Genomic DNA, 17,575 nt, shown 5'->3' on the forward strand with positions numbered 1-17,575 from the left:
GGCAAATCTCCTTTTCAGATCGTCAGGTAGCCGGTGGACAATCCGATGATCGCGGCGATGCAGCCGATGACTGCAGTCGCGAAAATCAGCCAGTCGATGGATGTGTTGAAAACGCGCTTGCCCCGCTCCCGTCTTGCCCAGAAATAGAGGATCGTGCCAGGGGCATACAGAAGAGCCGACAGCAGGACGAACTTGATGCCGCCCGCGACAATCATGAAAAATGTGTAGACGGCGGCGATGCTGGCGATGATCAGGTCGCGGGTGCGTTCACGCGGCCGGACCTCGTAAGTCTCGGCGCGTTGAGCCAGCATGAAGCCGAAGGCAGCCACGAACATGTAGGGGATCAGCGACATTGCGCTCGTCAAGTTCAGCATCAGCGCGAACGCATCCCGCGACCAATAGGTGCTGATGACGAACAGTTGGACGATGATGTTGGTAAGCCACAGCGCCGCTGCGGGCACCTTGTTTTGATTCTCGGTGCCGAAAAGACGGGGCATGTCGTCCGTGCGCGCGGCTACGTAGAGCACTTCCGCGCACACCAACGACCAGGCGAGATAGGCGCCAAGCACCGAGACGATCACCCCGATGCTGATGAAAACCGCACCCCAGGGGCCGACGACGGCAGCAAGCACTCCGGCCATCGAAGGCTGGCTCATGGCGGCGATCTCGGGGCGCGTCAGGGCCGCATAGGGCAGCAGCGTGACCAGTACCATCAGCGCGCTGACGCCGATGAAGCCCATGATCGTGGCCGTTCCGATATCGGAGCGCGTCTGAGCATAGCGCGAATAGTTGCTCGCCCCTTCGATGCCGATGAAGACGAAGACCGTCGCCAGCATTGTCGCCTGGATTTGTTGGAGGAGGCCTGCCTCCGACATCCCCTCGCCACCCCAGAAGTTGAGCCGGAACAGGTCGAGCTTGAAGAAAAAGAACAGGATGATGATGAAGGCAATAATAGGAATGACCTTCGCGACGGTCACGACGGTGTTGACAAACGCCGCCTGCTGGATGCCTCTCAAGATCATGAAGTGGAAGAGCCAGATACCGATCGAAGCGACGAGTATTGCGACGACAGTATTGCCGTCACCGAAGACCGGGAAAAAATTGCCAAGCGTGGACTTGATCAGTACCCAGTACGACACGTTGCCGATGCAACTGCCGATCCAGTAGCCGAAGGCGGATAGGAAGCCGGGATAGTCGCCAAAACCTTCTTTGGCATAGGCGAAAACGCCGGCGTCAAGATCGGGCTTGCGTTCCGCCAGCGACTGGAAGACGCGCGCCAGCATGTACATGCCGCCCCCTGCAATGCACCAGGCGATGATTGCGCCGAACGGCCCTGTTGCGACGCCGAATGTTCGCGGGAGCGAGAAGATGCCTGCGCCGACCATGGAACCGACGACCATGCCAGTCAGAGCAAACAGGGAAAGCTTCTGCGCCATCGCATTACTCCCGGATTCGCCGGTGAAGAGGCGTCTGCGGAGGTGCAGACGCGCGAACAACTCTGGAGATCGCTTGCTTGACAGGTGAAATTACGGATATTGCATGCGGCGTGGATTTTTGAAGATGCTATCTGCTTCTGGCGCCGCTTTATAGCGTACTTGAATTAATCACAATGTTAACGTGTAATACTCAAAATTGCAAGAGCGAAACGCTTTGCTGATGAAATCCTTACCCAAGGACATGAGATCTACATCGCCGCGCGTGACTTTCATACGGGTAAAGAACACTTCAACGTTTTGTGTTACTTCATTTTTTCTCAATCTATATAGTGATGCGGCCGGTCAGGAGACCGTAGATGCCGACAAGGCATCCGGCCACGGCAGCTATGAAAACGAGCCATTCCCGAGGGCCGAACACCGGCTTCTTCTGTTCTCGCCTTGCGTAGACGAACAGGACCGTTCCAAGCGCGTAGAGAATGGCGGAAAGCAGCAGGAACTTCAGGCCGCCGGCATAGATCATAAATGCCGTGTAGACGGTGGCGGCACCCGCGAAGATCAGATCGCGGAGCCGCTCTTTAGGTCTGATGTCATAGTTCTCGCCCCGCTTGGCGACAAGGAAGCCATAGGCTGCCACCAGCAGGTATGGAACCAGAACCATTGCGCTCGTCAGGTTTACCATCAATCGAAACGCATCTTCCGAAAACAGGGTGCTAATGAGGAAGAGCTGGATCACGCCATTGCTCAGCCAAAGAGCCGCCGCCGGAACCTTGTTGCTGTTCTCCCTGGCGAGTACGCTCGGCATGTCTCCGTTTTTGGCGGCGCAGAAGAGCACTTCGACGCAGATCAGCGACCATGCGAGATACGCTCCGAGCACGGAAACGATCAAACCGGCACTGACAAAGACGGAGCCCCATGGCCCGACGACGGATTCCAGAACGGAAGCCATCGATGGTTGGCGCATGCCCGCGATTTCGGGTCGTTCCAGGACTCCGTAGGGCAGCAGGGTTACCAGCACCATCAGTCCCAATACGACTACGAACCCCAGTGTCGTGGCCACGCCCACATCGGAGCGCTCGCGCGCGTAGCGCGAATAGACGCTGGCGCCCTCTACGCCGATGAACACAAAAACGGTGACCAGCATGGTCGCACGAATCTGCTCGAAAAGGCTCGCCCCGGGCATGTCCGCGCCGCCCCAAAAATTGATGCGAAAGAGGTCGGTCTCGAACGCACCGAGCAGGATGACTATGAAGATCAGAATGGGCACGATCTTTGCCACGGTGACGACGGTGTTGATGGCCGCGGCCTCTCTGATCCCTCGCAAGATCATGAAGTGGAAGCCCCACAGCGCGACAGAGGAGACAAGCACAGCCGCGATCGTGTTGCCGTCGCCGAAGAACGGGAAGAACGCGCCGAGGGTGGCCTTGATCAACACCCAGTACGACACATCGGCGATGCAGCCGACCAGCCAATAGCCGAGAGCCGAAAGGAAGCCGGCATAGTCGCCGAAGCCGGCGCTCGCATACGCGTAGACGCCTGCGTCGAGGTCCGACTTGCGTTCCGCGAGCACCCGGAACACGTGAGCCAGAGTGAAGATGCCCGCCCCTGCGATGCACCAGGCCACGATCGCTCCGAACGGACCAGTCGCACTGCCGAAGGTGCGCGGCAGTGAAAATATGCCCGCTCCCACCATGGAACCGACGACGAGCGCGGACAGCGAAGCGAGCGAAAGTTTCTGAGCAGTGCTGGTCATGCGGCCTCCGATTGCGTCACGGTTGCCTGATTAAAAGCACGTACTGATGAGCTGCCCCTACGTGTTAGGGCCGAAACGTTGTACCTCCTGCTTCAAAACTTCAAGCTGTAAAATCCTAGGGGACCCGGCTGTATTTAGTTGTGATAATCTGCGTCTGTCGCCAGTACCCAATGATCCCGGGTGGACTAGCGGATTAGCGGCTCGTCAGTTCCGGTCCCTTCGCGGCGGTGGATCGGCGTTGTCTTCTTTTTGCGCCTCCACAAAACGAATGATGTCGTCGACCATGCGGGCGTCCCACAGATCGTTATGGCCGGCGTCGTAGATGAGCATCTGCTTGGGCTCGGGAGCGATTTGATACAGAGCTTCGCCCGAAGACAATGGGATGATGGTGTCATGCCGGCCGTGGATAAACAGCTTCGGTTGCCTCACCTCTGCGATTTTCAGATCTGAGCGGAAGGGATCCTTGGTGAGGAGCGCAACCGGGAAGAATGGATAGTAGGTCTGGGCGAGCGAGAGGACCGACAGGTAGGCAGACACGAGGATAACCGCGACTGCCGGCCGTTGTCCAGCCGTATTGACCGCCACACCGCTTCCCAGCGACTGGCCCAGCACGACGATCTCGTTTCCGGAACGTACCGCAAGCCAGTCGAAGGCGGCAATGCCATCAATCAATAAGCCATGCTCGTTCGGCGTCCCAGATGATCCCGGATAGCCGCGATAGGAAAGCGCGAGCAGGCCGATGCCGCGTGCGGCAAGAGCCTGGGCGAAGAAGCCATAATTGCTGACCCGGTCGGCATTTCCGAGGAAGAACAACACCGACGGCTGGCCGGGCTCGCTCTGGCTATAGAGGCCATGAAGCGCTTCTCCATCGCTCGTTTGGATGTACACGTTCTGCCCCCAGCTCGCTCGCTCCGGCGCCGAAGTTGCGCTTGCACCGGGGTAAAGGAGCGCGCGCTGGGACAGATACGTCACGCCGACAAGCGAGATGTATGCGAAAGCCGCCAATAGCGGCAAGATCAGCAGGAGTTTAGTGGCATTCACAGTTCATGCCCGCTGCTCGTCCGCTCCATTGAGATCGTCGGGTTAGTATGCCCAAATGGGACCTGCCATCACAACGTTCTTGTGTCGCCGGTGAGTCTCGACCCTGCTTACGCCGGCGGCATGCGTCCTGGGGAATGTAAAATTTCCTTCACTCCGACATGGAATAAGCCATTCTTGCGATCAGCTGTTGGCGTGAACTGCGGAGGCGTGACATGAGTAAGTCGAAAGACGAGGTAGAACGCATCGATTGGCTCGAAGCGGAACTTGCTGACACAATCGACGAGGATTACGAGCTCGAGCTTTCAGAGCCGGCCTTATCCGAGGAAATACGCAAGATTTACCGTAAAGCGCACCCTCCGACGCTTCCCCGCATGGACTATTTCCGCGCGCTCCTGGCGTTGCAGGCGGAGCTAATCAGGCTGCAGGACTGGGTCGTCTACCACAAGGAGAAGGTCGTCGTAATCTTCGAGGGACGCGACGCGGCTGGAAAGGGCGGCGTCATCAAGCGCATCACCCAGCGACTCAATCCGCGCATCGTGAGAACGGTGGCACTGCCGGCGCCGTCCGATCGCGAGAAGACTCAATGGTATTTCCAGCGTTATGTGCCACATCTCCCGGCCGGCGGCGAAATCGTCCTCTTCGACCGCTCCTGGTACAACCGCTGCGGCGTCGAACGCGTCATGGGCTTTGCGACCGAGGAGGAGGTCGAGCAGTTCTTCGACGACGTGCCGGAATTCGAACGCATGCTGGTGCGCTCCGGCGTTCGGCTGGTCAAATATTGGTTCTCGATTACCGACGAGGAACAGCAACTGCGCTTTCTGACGCGCATCCACGACCCGCTGAAACAGTGGAAGCTCTCGCCGATGGACCTGCAATCGCGCGTGCGTTGGGAAGCCTATACCAAGGCCAAGGAAGAGACCTTCGCCCGTACCAACATTCCCGAAGCGCCATGGCACATCGTCGAGGCCAACGACAAGAAGCGGGCGCGGCTCAACTGCATCGACCATCTCTTGAAGCAAATCCCTTATGAGGATGTGCCGCACGAGGATATCACCTTGCCGGAGCGCATTTTCAATCCCAACTACGAGCGGAAGGTCCTGCCTCCGGAGCTTTATGTTCCCGCGAAATACTGACATCTCGGATACAAAGGCGCGAAAACATCCGGCGAGTCGTCACGGCGGGGATGGTCGCAAACCCGGCGTGGGGAAATTCACCGCAAATTGCTCTTCGGAAACAGTACGCGATCGGGTTCTGCGTTCATTCGCGCCAGCATTTCCTTGATCAGGCGTGTTTTGGTGCGCCCCGCTTCCTTCGGCGGCACGAGATAACGCACGATGGCCTCGAGCCAGGTGTTTTCGCTGACGCGAAAATGAACCACGGGATGCTCCTTCACCTCGAGTTCGTCCACCGGCGTATTCGAGAGGATGTGCTTATAGATCTTCACCTTCTGGCTCATGATGTCGCCGACCTGCTCTTCCACGACCTCTCTCATGGTCAGCGCCACGAACTCCAGATCGCTTTCATAGGCGAGCTGGAACTTGATTTCGTTCCAGACGTAGGGAAACAGCGGCCAGGAATAATTGAAGACCGGCGTCTCGAACACGGTTGAGTTCGGAAACTTGATGATGCGTCCGCTCGGATGATCGGTCCAGAGGTACTCGCCGCCGAATTCCCACAGCGTCGTATCGAGATAGCTGACATCGATGACATCGCCATGGGCATCGCCGATGCGAATTCGGTCGCCAACGCGATATGGCGCCCTGGCCAGGATATAAATCCAGGCGATGAAACTGGAGATCGGCATTTGCAGCGCAAAGCCGAGAATGAGTGAAATCAGGCCGAGCGAAACGACCGCGGCGTACCAGTTTACGAATAAGACCGAAATCGCCACGAAGACGATGGCGACCACGACGACCAATCGAAAAATACGTTTCAGGTTGAAACGCGAGACACGGTTGGGAATTCGGCCAATGAGAAAGACTTCAATTAGGTTCGCAACGGTCAGCATAATAAAAATGAGAAGGCCGCCCTTGACGTAATTCATCACGCGGAGGCGTAAGGGCGCGTCAAACCAATCCAGGCGCCAATTGATCAGGACTTGGACGCCAAAAAGCAGCAAGGCAGCGGCCGCGAAGCCAACCGTCCACCAGACGTCTTCTTTGCGAAGGCTGAAGCGAAATTTTTCCTCGGGCCTTTTCGCCTTCTGTTGCATGGTTTTTGGATCAGCGGTCTGTTGCGCGACCCGTTCGAGCCGGGAAAGGTTCTCCTGTTCCTTGTCGCGTCGTTCCATGGGTTCACCCCGGTGTCGCCATCCCCGTGCACACAGTCTAAGGCAGCGAGCAACCCATTATATCATCGTTAAACGCCGAAGTGGGCACCATCCATGTTCAGCACTGGCCGAGCCGATGGCTGCAGTCCGCAATGACACGCAAGCTGCCATCCAAGGCGGCAAGGTTGGAGCTATTCGCAGGCCGATCCCGAACGTCGGAAATGACTCGCGTTCTCCGGGGACCGGGCGTTAACTGAGTTATCGTGACAGAGGAGGCTGACATGGCCATGTATCTCACGCGCTTCAGCTACACGCCCGAGACGTGGGCGCGAATGATCGAAAACCCGGAAGATCGCCGTGAGGCGGCACGTTCGTATATCGAATCCGTCGGCGGAAAGCTCCATGGGTTCTGGTACGCCTTTGGCGAGCATGACGGTTGGAATCTGTGGGAGGCGCCCGATAACGTATCGATGGCGGCCGTCGCCCTTGCCATCGGCGCAGGAGGCGCGCTCAGCTCTATCGAAACCACTGTCCTCCTCAGCGTCGAGGATACGATGGAAGCCCTTGGAAAGGCAAAGTCGATTGGCTATCGTCCCCCTGGAGCCTAGGCGTGGTGCACTCTTCCCACCCATATTGAAGGCGAGTGGCGCTTCGTGAAATCTCCGTTCGCCGTCCGAGTTCTCGTTGAAGTGCCGCCAGTTCCACGGCGTTGATGCACGGAAGTGCCTGACAGGAGATCGCCATGTGCTCCATGCTGAAAAGCATCGGCCTAGCTGTTTTGCTTTTGTTGTACACACTGACTGCCAACGCTGCTTCGCTCGTCATTTCTCCGACCTCGGTCGAGCGTGTTGCACCGGATCGAGCGGCGGTTTTGCATCTTAGAAACCAGGTGAGCCGCCCGGTCGACATCGAGGTGCGGGTACTTCGTTGGAGTAAGGAAGGCGGAGTAGAGCAACTGAAGCCGACCAACGATGTCGTTGCAAGCCCGCCATCAGCACGGCTGCCGCCGCACGGCAACCGCATCGTCAGTGTGGTACGCGTCAGCAAGGAGCCGCTACGCTTGGAGGAGAGCTACCGGGTGTTGATCGACGAGTTGCCCGATCCAAAGGGGAGTAGGTCGGGTGCCGAAAGCGTGGCCGTGCAACACGTTCTGCCAGTCCTTTTCCGCACTCCGGAAGCTTCGGCGTCGGAGGTTGATTGGAGTCTGGCACGCTCCCGCGGCTGGCTCATGCTCGTGGTTGAAAATAATGGGGCCAGGAGGCTGAGGCTGTCTGATGTGAAGCTGATGCAGGGCGGGGAAGTCATCGCCCGACGTGACGGGTTTGTCGGATATGTGCTGCCGGGCCTGACGAGGCAATGGCGAGTCGGCACGGAGGACAGTTATTCGGGCGGCCTTGTGACACTTTCAGCGAAAAGCAACGGCAGCGCGATCGATGCACAGCTTGGCGTCAGCGGTCGCTAGGAACTTGATTCGAGCTTGTTCATCTCGATCCGCGGCAGCGGTCAAGGACGAGCCGCGAGGCTCACGGTAACCGGTCTGGGCTCAGGATGAGCTGCGGAAAAGCAGTTCTGAAACCACGTCCGAAGTGCTGCGATGTCATTGCGCTGTTCCAGCCCCAGGGCGCAGGCAAAATGATAGGCGTCGCCGGCAAGTGTTTGCGAGAATGGGGCTTCCAGCAAACCAGCAGCAAGTGCATCGGCGACAAGGACTCGACTGGCGATGACCACGCCCTGGCCGGCAATGGCCGCCTGGACGGCCAGCATGCTATCGGGAAATCGGGGGCCGGCACTGGTATCGAGGTCGGCGATGCCGGTCTGTTCACACCAGCGATTCCAATCGGGTTTCGGCGTCGGGCGACTTCGCCCGTCGATGTGGATCAGCGTGACGCGCCGCAGGTCCTCAAGTTGCGACAGACCGAGTCCTGGGCTGCAAACCGGCGTCATCACATCGCTGCAAAGTTGCGTGCTGGCTGCGCCGGCGAATGGACCACGCCCGTAACGTATCGCGGTTTCGATGCCCCCGGCGCGCAAGTCCTCGATCGTGTTCGACGTGTGCAATCGCAGGTCGATCGTCGGAAGGGCTTGGCGCAGCGCATCCATTCGCGGCACCAGCCAGTGACTCAGAAATGCTGTCGTCGACGTCAGGGTGACTGTTGTCGGCGCCGTCTCAGCCAGCAGTCGTGTGACTGCCCGTTCGATTTCGCCAAAACCGGAGGCCGTCGCCTCGTAAAGCGCCTTACCCGGCGGGGTCAGCGTCACGGCTCTGGGCGTCCGGTCCAGTACGCGCAGGCCCATATAAGCTTCGAGCTGTTTGACCTGATGGCTGATTGCCGTAGGCGTGACCAAAAGCTCTTCGGCTGCGGCCTTGAAGCTGGCGCGGCGCGCGGCGGCTTCAAAGGCGCGAAGTGCGGACAAGGGAGGCAGGCGCAAACGTTGCATGCTGAATCCAGTTCATCTTAGAGCTGAGGATTTCGATTTTTATTCTTCAATAAGAAAAAGCTACAGTGATGAAAGCTACGCTACACTAAATTTAGCTCATTCAAGTCGGGGTACAAAATGGTTGAATTGGTCGCAGGTCTCATCGATGTATTTGCGGATGTGCCGCTGTCGGGCAATCCGCTGGCCGTGGTACAGGACGCCGACGACCTGACCGACGACCAGATGCGACGGATCGCACGCGAATTCAATCAAGCCGAGACCACATTCCTCATGCGGAGCACACGGGCGGACTGGAAGTTGCGATCGTTCACTGCGAGCGGTGCAGAGGTGTTCGGTGCGGGTCACAATGCTCTTGGGGCCTGGCTCTGGCTCGGGGAGAATGGCGATCTCGGTTCGCTGACCGCGGCCCGAACCTTTCAGCAGGAGATCGGCAGAGATGTTCTGCCGATCGAGCTCGAGTCGGTCGGCGGTCGCATCCATGGCCGCATGCGCCAGATGCCTTTGAGCCTGTCGGACCCGCTCGATGACGTCGCACCTCTGGCTGACGCTCTCGGCCTGGATCCCAGAGACATTTTGCCCGACCCGCCTGCACGTCCGGCCGATACCGGAGCCACGCACCTTATGGTGCGCGTCCTGAATGCGGATACCGTAGACAGAGCGCGGCCGATGGCCGACAAATTGCTCGCCGTTCTCGAGAAGACGCCTGCGGAGGGCTGCTATATCTATGCACTCGACGCCGATGCGCCGGATACGGCTTACGCTCGGTTTTTCAACCCCTCCGTTGGTCTCTGGGAGGATGCTGCGACGGGAACCGCGGCTGGCCCCCTGGCGGCCTATCTTGCCGCCACGGGAAACCTTACGAACGACGAACTGGTCATCGAGCAGGGCACCAAAATGGGCCGCCGGAGCATTCTGCGCGTCCGGCTTGCTCCCTTGCCGGAACTCTCCGGCGCCGGGATCGTCGTGGTCAAAGGAGTGATCCGGCTTTAGAGCACTTCCAGGAAAGTGTGCAGCGGTTTCCCGGACACGGCGAAGCGTCATCGACAGAGCGCCTCCGCGTTTCGATGAAACACGGAGGCGCTCCGAACCTGCCGGAAGTCTGCCGTCAAAGCACGGAGACGTTTTCCGCCTTCGACTTTCCGGTCTTGCGATCTTGACCGACCTCGTAGCTGACCTTGTCACCCTCTTTCAGCGAACCGCCGTGCTGCAAGGCAGACACGTGAACGAAGACGTCCGTTCCGCCATCCTCAGGCGTGATGAAGCCAAATCCCTTGTCGTCGTTGAAAAATTTAACAGTACCTGTAGGCATGATAGTCCCTCCTTGCTCGCGCACTTTTGGCTCGCGTGCCGAACCTACAGCGCGAATGCTTTCCGATCAACGTCAGCAGCCGTTCTGATCGTTTTCACGTGTGATTACTTCAGTGACAAAGGACGACGGCCTCGTTCAAGCCGAGTTTGAATTCTTGAAAACCTGCCTTGGGATCGAAGCCGGTCGAATTGATACTTGTCAACGGCTGCGATTCGGGGAAATCTCCGCCGGCTTTCCGGAGGACGACCATGGCCGAGACTAGTCACACGCCTGAGCAGGCAAGCCGCCGTGAGTGGATTGGCCTCTGCGTCCTGTCGATCGCATGCCTGATCTATTCGATGGACCTTTCGGTGCTGTTCCTCGCGGTACCAGCGATCGTCGCGGACCTCGATCCTTCCGCATCGCAACTGCTCTGGATAAACGACATCTATGGCTTCATGGTCGCGGGCTTTCTCGTGACCATGGGAACGCTGGGAGATCGAATCGGGCGGCGACGGGTATTGCTGATGGGCGCTTTTGCTTTCGGCGTCGCATCGGCCTTCGCGGCTTTTGCAAACACGCCGGAGCAACTCATTCTGGCAAGGGCTCTGCTTGGCATCGCGGGTGCGACGATCGCGCCCTCCACTCTGTCGCTGATCGTCAATCTCTTCAAAAACGAGGCGGAGCGAAACAGGGCGATCAGCATCTGGGGCACGGCCTTTGCGCTGGGCGGCCTCGTTGGCCCCCTCATCGGCGGAATTCTGCTACAGTATTTCCACTGGGGATCGGTGTTTCTGATCAACATACCAGTCATGCTCTTGCTTCTGGCCGTCGCCCCGTTTCTGCTGCCGGAATACAGGAACAATGATGCCGGCCGACTGGATCTGTTGAGTGTCGTGCTTTCGCTCGCGACGGTTCTGCCGATCATCTACGGCTTCAAGCATATGGCTGCCGACGGTTTCCAGCTTGCCCAAGTCGTCTATATCGGACTGGGGCTTCTGGTCGGCCTCCTGTTTGTGAGGCGTCAGCGACGCCTCAGCGACCCATTGGTCGACCTCGCGCTCTTCCGGGTGCCAGCCTTTACGGCCTCGCTGATGGTAAACCTCGCCGGTGTCTTCTTCGTCTTCGGCGTCTTCCTGTTTCAGAACCTCTTCCTGCAGCTTGTGCTCGGTCTGTCGCCATTGAAGGCTGCGCTCTGGTCCGCGCCATCGGCCTTCGTCTTCGCAGTCATGTCTTTTCAGGCCTACCGTTTCACCAACCGCTTCGGACCCGTCAGAACCGTGCTAGGCGGGCTTTTGATCAATGCGGCGGGAGCTGCTGCTATGGCTGTAGCCGCCTACGCCGAGAGCTTGATCGGGATCCTTGGCTCCAGCATGATCATCGGCTTCGGCTTCGTTCCTGTCGTCCTGACCACGACCGGCCTGATCGTGGGAACTGCACCGCCCGAACGGGCAGGCTCGGCTTCGGCCATATCGGAAACGAGCGCAGAATTTGGAGGCGCACTGGGAATCGCGGTGCTCGGCAGCTTGGCGACCCTGGTCTATCGTATGGCGATGAACCGCGCCGACCTGAGCGGCCTCGATCCCGTGCAAGCCGAGGCCGTTTCTGCTACCCTTGCCGGCGCAGTCGAGACAGCTCGGTCGATGCCGGGTTCAACGTCAGCCGTCTGGCTTGAGACTGCGAAAAGCGGCTTCTCACTTGGTTTCTCCATATGTTGCGTCGTCGCAACGGTGACGCTCCTTCTTCTCGCGATCGTCGCCCGGCGGGTATATGCCAGCGCACACATCGATGAGAGCACATTGGCCTCTCATTAGGTCACGATGATTTAGGAATGGCGAGGATGCGGTCTCGCCCAAACCTTTTGGCCTCGGCGGCGTTTATCCTCCTCAATCGAAGGAGGCATCAATGAAATCCGAAACCGGGCAGAAACAGCGCGACATCCAGAAGCAGGTTGAAGAGGCCGACAAGAAGGAAAAACCGAAGGCCTCAGGAGCCATGCAGGCGGGCGCTCGCCGTTATCCGGAGCCGCCATTTCCGAAGGTGCATCAGGACAAGCCGGGCTCAGAGGCTGATCTTCCCGTCGCGCCAATGTACGATGCCCCGTTTTACAAGGGTTCAGACAAGCTGAAGGACAAGGTGGCGCTGATCACGGGGGGTGACTCCGGCATCGGTCGGTCGGTGGCGGTCCTCTTTGCCCGTGAAGGGGCGGACGTCGCCATCGTGCATCTCGACGAATCTCAGGACGCAGACGAAACAAAGGCTGCTGTGGAACAGGAGGGACGAAAGTGCCTTGTGATCAAAGGCGACGTCAAGGATGCGAGCTTCTGCCGAAAGGCAGTGGAAAAAACGGTCATGCAGCTTGGACGCCTCGACATCCTCGTCAACAACGCCGCCTTCCAGGTCCACACGCGTGACATCGAGGATCTGACCGACGAACACTTCGACGAAACGCTGAAGACGAACCTCTATGGCTACTTCTACATGGCAAAGGCCGCTATTCCGCATTTGAAGAACGGCTCGGCGATCATCAACACCGGGTCCGTCACGGGCCTTACCGGCTCGAAGGAGCTGCTGGACTACTCCATGACCAAGGGTGGAATTCATGCCTTCACCCGCGCTCTTTCGGGACATCTCGTGCCCAAAGGTATCCGCGTGAACGCCGTCGCGCCCGGCCCGGTCTGGACGCCTCTCAATCCATCGGACAAAGAGGCTGAAGATGTGGAGAAGTTCGGCTCCCAAACGCCGATGAAGCGTGCGGCGCAGCCAGAGGAAATTGCTCCGGCCTACGTCTTTCTCGCCTCTCCGCAAATGTCGAGCTACATCACCGGCGAGATTCTTCCGATCGTCGGCGGCTACTGATCTCGTCCTGCTCGACCGACGAACGTCGCTATCCCTAGCGCCGGGAGGAGGCCGACCTCCGATCAGACGAGTGACGGCCTTTGGCCGTCACGAGGAAACCCGTTACCCAGTATCGTTCGAGAGCACTTCCAGGAAAAGGGTGTAACGGTTTTCCGGAAGTGCGTTGGATCAGACGGTTAGAGCATTTCAGTGATTCCATGAAACATTCTCTAAGGCACCTGGGACCCCGTCACGGCGACATAAAGTGAATAAAGCGAGCGGGTTGCCGCAATGAACAGGCGGTTGCGCCTTGGACCGCCGAATGTGAGATTGGCGACCGTCTGCGGAACCAGGATCTTGCCGATCAGCTTGCCGGCAGGATCGAAACAGTGCACTCCATCTCCGGCGCTCGACCATAAATTTCCGTTCGCGTCCGTCCGGATGCCGTCCGGAATTCCTTTGTCGATGACGCAGAAGACGCGTCCGTTCGCGAGCCGTCCGCCGCTGGTCACGTCGAAGGCGCGTATGTGCCGAGGGAGGCGGTCATCGTGACTTGCCGATGAATCCGCCACGTAGAGGGTCTTTTCGTCGGGCGAGAAGGCGAGGCCGTTCGGCTGGATGAAGTCCGTCACGACTGCGGAAAGCTCGCCGGTCTCCGGATCGAGCCGGTAGACGTTGCGCGTCGGCTGCTCCGGGTCTGCGCGATAGCCTTCGTAGTCGGACATGATGCCGTAGGTGGGATCGGTGAACCAGATCGTGCCGTCCGACTTCACCACGACATCGTTCGGTGAATTGAGCCGCCTGCCTTCGAAACGATCGGCGAGCACGGTAATCGAGCCGTCCACCTCGGTGCGCGTGACGCGGCGCGTGCCGTGCTCGCAGGAGATGAGCCGTCCCTGCCTGTCGCGTGTATGGCCGTTGGTAAAATTGGACGGCTCACGATAGACGGAAACGCCGCCCTCCGGCGTCCATCTTAGAATGCGCTGATTGGGAATGTCGCTCCACAGGAGTTGGTTCGCATCGTTGAACCAGACGGGACCTTCCGCCCAGCGGCAGCCGGAATAGAGCTCGTCGAGACCGGCACTGGTCACGATCATCTGACGGAAGCGCGGGTCGTGGATTTCGTAGATGGAGGCCTCGGCCATGGCAGTCTTTCCGTTTATCGCATGCCCCGCCGACCGCCGGCGAGCATGATGACGCTGATGATGATGAGGCCGGTCATGATGAGGCGAATGCCTGCGCCGAGCCCATAGGTATTGAGCATGGAGACCACGAGGAACATGAAGAGCGACGCGCCCCATATGCCGGGCACGTTGGAATCGCCGCCGGCGACCGCTGTGCCGCCGATCACGACGACGGCAATCGACATCAGAAGATACTCCGCGCCCATGTTGAGCGCCGCGCCGCCGGAGAAGCAGGCGAGCAGATAGCCGCTGATCGAAGCGAGCACGGCGCAGAACAGGTAGGTGACGAAGCGCGTTCCGTCGACCGGTATGCCTGCCATGCGGGCGGCCGGCATGCTCTGTCCGATCGCCGAGATCCAACGGCCGTAGATCGTCTTCTCAAGCAGGATCCAGGCGAGGACGGAGATCAGGAAAGCGACGATTGCCACGTTCGGCACGCCGAGCGTACTCGTGGTGGTGAATTCCGCAAGCACGCTCGGGGGCTTGATACGAAGACCGCGGTTCGTCCATATCGCGCCGGACTGGACGATGAAGCTCATGGAGAGCGTTGCGATAATCGGCGGGATGCGCAGCGCCTTGATAAGCGTGTAGTTGCAAAGACCGACGCCAAGACCAATGAAGACGGCAAGGAGAAGGCCGGGCAGGATCATGCCGTTTTCGACATTCATCAACTTCAGTGCCACCGTGCCGGCGAGCGTCATGGTGGCGGGAACCGAGAGATCGATGTTTCCGGGACCGAGGGTGATGACGAACATCTGCCCGATGCCGACGATCACCGAGAAGGCCGCAAAGGTGAGCGCTGCCTGCGACAGTCCGAGCGTGCCGGCGCCCCCCGTCACCATGATCGTCAGGAACCAGACGACGAAGGCAGCGAGCCACGACCAGACCCAGGGTTTGCCGAACTGGCGGACGAGCGCGTTCATCGGCGTTTCTCCCGCTTCTCGAAGCGGTTCAGCATCAGGCGGAGCGCGAGCACGATGATCAGAATCGCGCCCTGGGCGCCAATCTGCCAGTCCGGGGAGATGCGCAGGAAGGAGAGGAACGAGCCGGCAAGCGTCAGCGTCAGCGCCCCGATGACGGCGCCGACGGGAGAGACGCGGCCGCCGATGAATTCGCCGCCCCCGAGAATGACGCCGGCGATCGACAGCAGCGTGTAGCGCAGCGCGATATTGGCATCGGCCGAGGTGGTCAAGCCGACGAGGGCGATGCCTGCCAGCACCGCAAAGAGGCCAGCGAGGGCATAGGCGGTCGCGCGCGCCGCGACGATCGACCAGCCGGCGCGCTCCACCGAGCGCTGGTTGCCGCCGACGCCACGGATCAGAACGCCGAGCGAGGACCGCTTGACGATGAAATGCGCAATGACGGCGATGATGATGCTGGCGACGATCGCCATCGGGGCCAGGGGCGGCTTGACGGTCATCAGCCACCGCACCCAGTCGGGCGCCTGCCCGCCCGGTGCCGGCAGCAACAGCACCGCAAGGCCGCCCCAGACGAAGCTCATGCCGAGGGTGACGACGATGGACGGCAGGTTTCGTAAATGGATGACGACGCCGATCGCCGCATAGGCTGCGACCGCGCCGGCGAGGATCAGGATGCCTATTGCCGGCTCGTCCCGCAGGAAAGTCGCGGTCACGCAGGCGACGAAGCTGACGAAGGCGCCCATCGAGAGATCGAGATCGTTCACCGCCATCACGAGCATCTGCGCGATCGTCGCGAGCGCGATCGGCACGGCCAGGTTGAACAGCAGGTTTAGGCCGATATAGCTCATGGCGCGCGGTTGAAGCCAGAACACAGCAGCCAGCAGCAGCGACAGCGATAGAGCGGGAATGACAAGGCGAATGGCCTCGGAGGACAGGCGAAACGTCATGCGGCTCCCTCGAAGGAGGCGGAGATAATGTTTGTCTCGTTGACGGCATCGCCGGCGAGTTCGGCCGTGATGCGGCCCTCGCGGAACACATAGACCCGGTCGCAGAGGCAAACCTCGTCCATTTCCGTCGAATACCAGATGAAGGTGCGGCCGCGCGCCGCCTCCTCGCGGATGATCGCGTAGACTTCCTGCTTGGTACCGACGTCCACGCCGCGCATCGGATCGTCCATCAGGACGATCGATGCGCGCGTGGTGAGTGCGCGGGCGAAGAGCACCTTCTGCTGGTTGCCGCCGGAAAGCGAGAGGATGAGTTTGTCCAAATCGGGCGTGCGGATTTCGATGCGTTCTTTCCAGGCCGTTCCCCTCGTCTTTTCGCCGGCTTCGAGGACGAGGCCGCGGCGGGACATGTCACTGAGTGAGGCGATGGAGAAGTTTCGCAGGATGCTCCACAATTCGAAAACCCCGTTGAGGCGGCGGTCGCCGGCGACGAAGGTGACGAGCGGATTACGCTGCGGCAGCCAGTTGCCGGACCGGGCGGCATGCAGCGCGAGGAGGAGCTCGGTCTGTCCGTGGCCAGCCAGGCCAGCGAGGCCGATGATCTCGCCAGAGCGCGCCGTGAAGGGAATATCCGCTGCCGGATGGGACAGAACGACCGGCGCCGCGGCTTGGTCGCGCACCGGACGCTGTCGGGTTTCCGCCTTCGTGACGCTCCCCATTGCCTCGACGAGGCCGTGATGGTCGAAGCGGTGCGCCGGACGTTCGGCGACGACGCGGCCGTCCTTCATGACGACGATACGGTCGGCGGTTTCGAGGATCTCGTGCAGGATATGCGAAATGAAGATGACGGATCCGCCCCCGGCGATAAAGCGGCGGACATGGTCGAGCATCTGACGGGCGAGGCTAGCATCGAGCGACGATGTCGGTTCGTCCAGGATCACCAGCCGCGCGGGGGTGCCGGCATCGGAAAAGGCCAGCGCGATTTCGACCATCTGCCGTTCGGCGATCGAAAGATCTCCCACGGTCCGGCCGCTGTCGATGCCATGGCCGGGAAAGACGGCGTCGAGGCTCTTCTCGATGATCTTCGCAGCCCGCGAACGCCAGCCGAAACCGCCGAGAGCGCGATGTACAAGACGGGTGTTCTCGACGATGGAGAGGTTGGGGCAGAGGGACAGCTCCTGAAAGACGCAACGCACGCCCCGGTCGCGGGCGGCATTGATGCCGTAGCGTTCCTGCCGCTCGCCGTCACTCGTGACGGTTCCCTGGTGTGGCGTAAGGCCGCCATTGATCACGCTTACGATCGTGGACTTGCCTGCCCCGTTATGTCCGACGAGCCCAACGCATTCGCCGGGCATGACACGAAGCGTGACGCCGTCGAGCGCCTTGACTGCGCCGAAGCTTACCTTGGCGCCGTCGACCGCAATGATCGCCTTCGCTACGTCGTCCATACTGCTCGCCATCATCTG

The 17,575-nt window shown here is 59.9% G+C and carries 17 protein-coding genes; 7 read left to right on the forward strand and 10 right to left on the reverse strand.

Going from position 1 to position 17,575, the window contains the following annotated elements:
* Positions 1-14: 14 nt before the first annotated feature.
* Positions 15-1,436, reverse strand: coding sequence for a basic amino acid/polyamine antiporter (locus CN933_RS18720; protein WP_102762076.1), 1,422 nt, complete (start codon positions 1,434-1,436; stop codon positions 15-17).
* Positions 1,437-1,539: 103 nt separating this feature from the next.
* Between CN933_RS18720 and CN933_RS32565 the strand changes: the two genes are divergently transcribed.
* Positions 1,540-1,590 (forward strand): twin-arginine translocation signal domain-containing protein, encoded by a 51-nt coding sequence (locus tag CN933_RS32565; protein ID WP_146032676.1) that lies wholly within the window; start codon positions 1,540-1,542, stop codon positions 1,588-1,590.
* A 168-nt stretch (positions 1,591-1,758) separates the two neighbouring features.
* Here the strand turns inward: CN933_RS32565 and CN933_RS18725 are convergent, their stop codons facing one another.
* Entirely contained in the window at positions 1,759-3,186 is a 1,428-nt protein-coding gene (locus CN933_RS18725; RefSeq protein ID WP_102762077.1) for a basic amino acid/polyamine antiporter, read from the reverse strand.
* Between the two features lie 204 nt (positions 3,187-3,390).
* Entirely contained in the window at positions 3,391-4,227 is an 837-nt protein-coding gene (locus CN933_RS18730) for an alpha/beta hydrolase (protein ID WP_180980741.1), read from the reverse strand.
* A 212-nt stretch (positions 4,228-4,439) separates the two neighbouring features.
* Here CN933_RS18730 and ppk2 point away from each other — a divergent pair, with 212 nt between their 5' ends.
* The gene (ppk2, locus tag CN933_RS18735) at positions 4,440-5,360 is read left to right on the forward strand and encodes a polyphosphate kinase 2 (RefSeq protein ID WP_100673543.1); all 921 of its coding nucleotides are present in this window, start codon (positions 4,440-4,442) and stop codon (positions 5,358-5,360) included.
* A 77-nt stretch (positions 5,361-5,437) separates the two neighbouring features.
* On the opposite strand, the gene CN933_RS18740 is transcribed toward ppk2, so the two are convergent.
* On the reverse strand, positions 5,438-6,517 hold the full coding sequence (locus CN933_RS18740) for a mechanosensitive ion channel family protein (protein ID WP_018096459.1): 1,080 nt from the start codon (positions 6,515-6,517) through the stop codon (positions 5,438-5,440).
* Positions 6,518-6,777: 260 nt separating this feature from the next.
* Between CN933_RS18740 and CN933_RS18745 the strand changes: the two genes are divergently transcribed.
* Both CN933_RS18745 and CN933_RS18750 read left to right on the forward strand, forming a co-directional pair.
* Positions 6,778-7,104: a GYD domain-containing protein gene (locus tag CN933_RS18745; protein WP_180980742.1), complete on the forward strand. Its 327-nt coding sequence runs from the start codon at positions 6,778-6,780 to the stop codon at positions 7,102-7,104.
* 134 nt (positions 7,105-7,238) lie between these two features.
* Positions 7,239-7,958 carry a fimbrial biogenesis chaperone gene (locus tag CN933_RS18750; protein ID WP_102762079.1) on the forward strand — a complete coding sequence of 240 codons (720 nt, stop codon included), beginning with the start codon at positions 7,239-7,241 and terminating at the stop codon, positions 7,956-7,958.
* 41 nt (positions 7,959-7,999) lie between these two features.
* On the opposite strand, the gene CN933_RS18755 is transcribed toward CN933_RS18750, so the two are convergent.
* Positions 8,000-8,935 (reverse strand): LysR substrate-binding domain-containing protein, encoded by a 936-nt coding sequence (locus CN933_RS18755; protein ID WP_102762081.1) that lies wholly within the window; start codon positions 8,933-8,935, stop codon positions 8,000-8,002.
* Positions 8,936-9,052: 117 nt separating this feature from the next.
* On the opposite strand from CN933_RS18755, the gene CN933_RS18760 reads away from it, so the two are divergent.
* Entirely contained in the window at positions 9,053-9,925 is an 873-nt protein-coding gene (locus tag CN933_RS18760; protein ID WP_102762082.1) for a PhzF family protein, read from the forward strand.
* Positions 9,926-10,040: 115 nt separating this feature from the next.
* On the opposite strand, the gene CN933_RS18765 is transcribed toward CN933_RS18760, so the two are convergent.
* Positions 10,041-10,244 carry a cold-shock protein gene (locus CN933_RS18765; protein WP_018096455.1) on the reverse strand — a complete coding sequence of 68 codons (204 nt, stop codon included), beginning with the start codon at positions 10,242-10,244 and terminating at the stop codon, positions 10,041-10,043.
* 248 nt (positions 10,245-10,492) lie between these two features.
* Here CN933_RS18765 and CN933_RS18770 point away from each other — a divergent pair, with 248 nt between their 5' ends.
* Complete coding sequence (locus CN933_RS18770) at positions 10,493-12,037, forward strand: MFS transporter (RefSeq protein ID WP_102762084.1); 1,545 nt, start codon at positions 10,493-10,495, stop codon at positions 12,035-12,037.
* A 91-nt stretch (positions 12,038-12,128) separates the two neighbouring features.
* A complete protein-coding gene (locus CN933_RS18775; RefSeq protein WP_102762085.1) occupies positions 12,129-13,082 on the forward strand; it encodes an SDR family oxidoreductase in 954 nt (317 codons plus the stop codon).
* A gap of 209 nt (positions 13,083-13,291) precedes the next feature.
* Here the strand turns inward: CN933_RS18775 and CN933_RS18780 are convergent, their stop codons facing one another.
* Genes CN933_RS18780 through CN933_RS18795 form a run of 4 tightly spaced genes read right to left on the reverse strand, consistent with a single transcriptional unit; the run spans position 13,292 to position 17,557 of the window.
* Positions 13,292-14,206 carry an SMP-30/gluconolactonase/LRE family protein gene (locus CN933_RS18780; RefSeq protein ID WP_018096451.1) on the reverse strand — a complete coding sequence of 305 codons (915 nt, stop codon included), beginning with the start codon at positions 14,204-14,206 and terminating at the stop codon, positions 13,292-13,294.
* A gap of 14 nt (positions 14,207-14,220) precedes the next feature.
* Positions 14,221-15,168: an ABC transporter permease gene (locus CN933_RS18785; protein ID WP_018096450.1), complete on the reverse strand. Its 948-nt coding sequence runs from the start codon at positions 15,166-15,168 to the stop codon at positions 14,221-14,223.
* Positions 15,165-16,112 (reverse strand): ABC transporter permease, encoded by a 948-nt coding sequence (locus CN933_RS18790; protein ID WP_102762087.1) that lies wholly within the window; start codon positions 16,110-16,112, stop codon positions 15,165-15,167. The genes CN933_RS18785 and CN933_RS18790 overlap by 4 nt, the downstream gene beginning before the upstream one ends.
* Positions 16,109-17,557, reverse strand: coding sequence for a sugar ABC transporter ATP-binding protein (locus CN933_RS18795; protein WP_180980743.1), 1,449 nt, complete (start codon positions 17,555-17,557; stop codon positions 16,109-16,111). The genes CN933_RS18790 and CN933_RS18795 overlap by 4 nt, the downstream gene beginning before the upstream one ends.
* Positions 17,558-17,575: the final 18 nt, after the last annotated feature.

Source organism: Sinorhizobium sp. M4_45 (genome assembly GCF_002885915.1).
GTDB lineage: Bacteria > Pseudomonadota > Alphaproteobacteria > Rhizobiales > Rhizobiaceae > Sinorhizobium > Sinorhizobium meliloti_A.

Bases quoted from the DNA above. Each gene is read 5' to 3' on its own strand.
- CN933_RS18795 (WP_180980743.1), bottom strand. From the start codon at position 17,557: ATGGACGACGTAGCGAAGGCGATCATTGCGGTCGACGGCGCCAAGGTA.
- CN933_RS18740 (WP_018096459.1), bottom strand. From the start codon at position 6,517: ATGGAACGACGCGACAAGGAACAGGAGAACCTTTCCCGGCTCGAACGG.
- CN933_RS18725 (WP_102762077.1), bottom strand. From the start codon at position 3,186: ATGACCAGCACTGCTCAGAAACTTTCGCTCGCTTCGCTGTCCGCGCTC.
- CN933_RS18775 (WP_102762085.1), top strand. From the start codon at position 12,129: ATGAAATCCGAAACCGGGCAGAAACAGCGCGACATCCAGAAGCAGGTT.
- CN933_RS18790 (WP_102762087.1), bottom strand. From the start codon at position 16,112: ATGACGTTTCGCCTGTCCTCCGAGGCCATTCGCCTTGTCATTCCCGCT.
- CN933_RS18770 (WP_102762084.1), top strand. From the start codon at position 10,493: ATGGCCGAGACTAGTCACACGCCTGAGCAGGCAAGCCGCCGTGAGTGG.
- CN933_RS18750 (WP_102762079.1), top strand. From the start codon at position 7,239: ATGTGCTCCATGCTGAAAAGCATCGGCCTAGCTGTTTTGCTTTTGTTG.
- CN933_RS18720 (WP_102762076.1), bottom strand. From the start codon at position 1,436: ATGGCGCAGAAGCTTTCCCTGTTTGCTCTGACTGGCATGGTCGTCGGT.
- CN933_RS18745 (WP_180980742.1), top strand. From the start codon at position 6,778: ATGGCCATGTATCTCACGCGCTTCAGCTACACGCCCGAGACGTGGGCG.
- CN933_RS18760 (WP_102762082.1), top strand. From the start codon at position 9,053: ATGGTTGAATTGGTCGCAGGTCTCATCGATGTATTTGCGGATGTGCCG.
- CN933_RS18785 (WP_018096450.1), bottom strand. From the start codon at position 15,168: ATGAACGCGCTCGTCCGCCAGTTCGGCAAACCCTGGGTCTGGTCGTGG.
- CN933_RS18765 (WP_018096455.1), bottom strand. From the start codon at position 10,244: ATGCCTACAGGTACTGTTAAATTTTTCAACGACGACAAGGGATTTGGC.
- CN933_RS18755 (WP_102762081.1), bottom strand. From the start codon at position 8,935: ATGCAACGTTTGCGCCTGCCTCCCTTGTCCGCACTTCGCGCCTTTGAA.
- ppk2 (WP_100673543.1), top strand. From the start codon at position 4,440: ATGAGTAAGTCGAAAGACGAGGTAGAACGCATCGATTGGCTCGAAGCG.
- CN933_RS18780 (WP_018096451.1), bottom strand. From the start codon at position 14,206: ATGGCCGAGGCCTCCATCTACGAAATCCACGACCCGCGCTTCCGTCAG.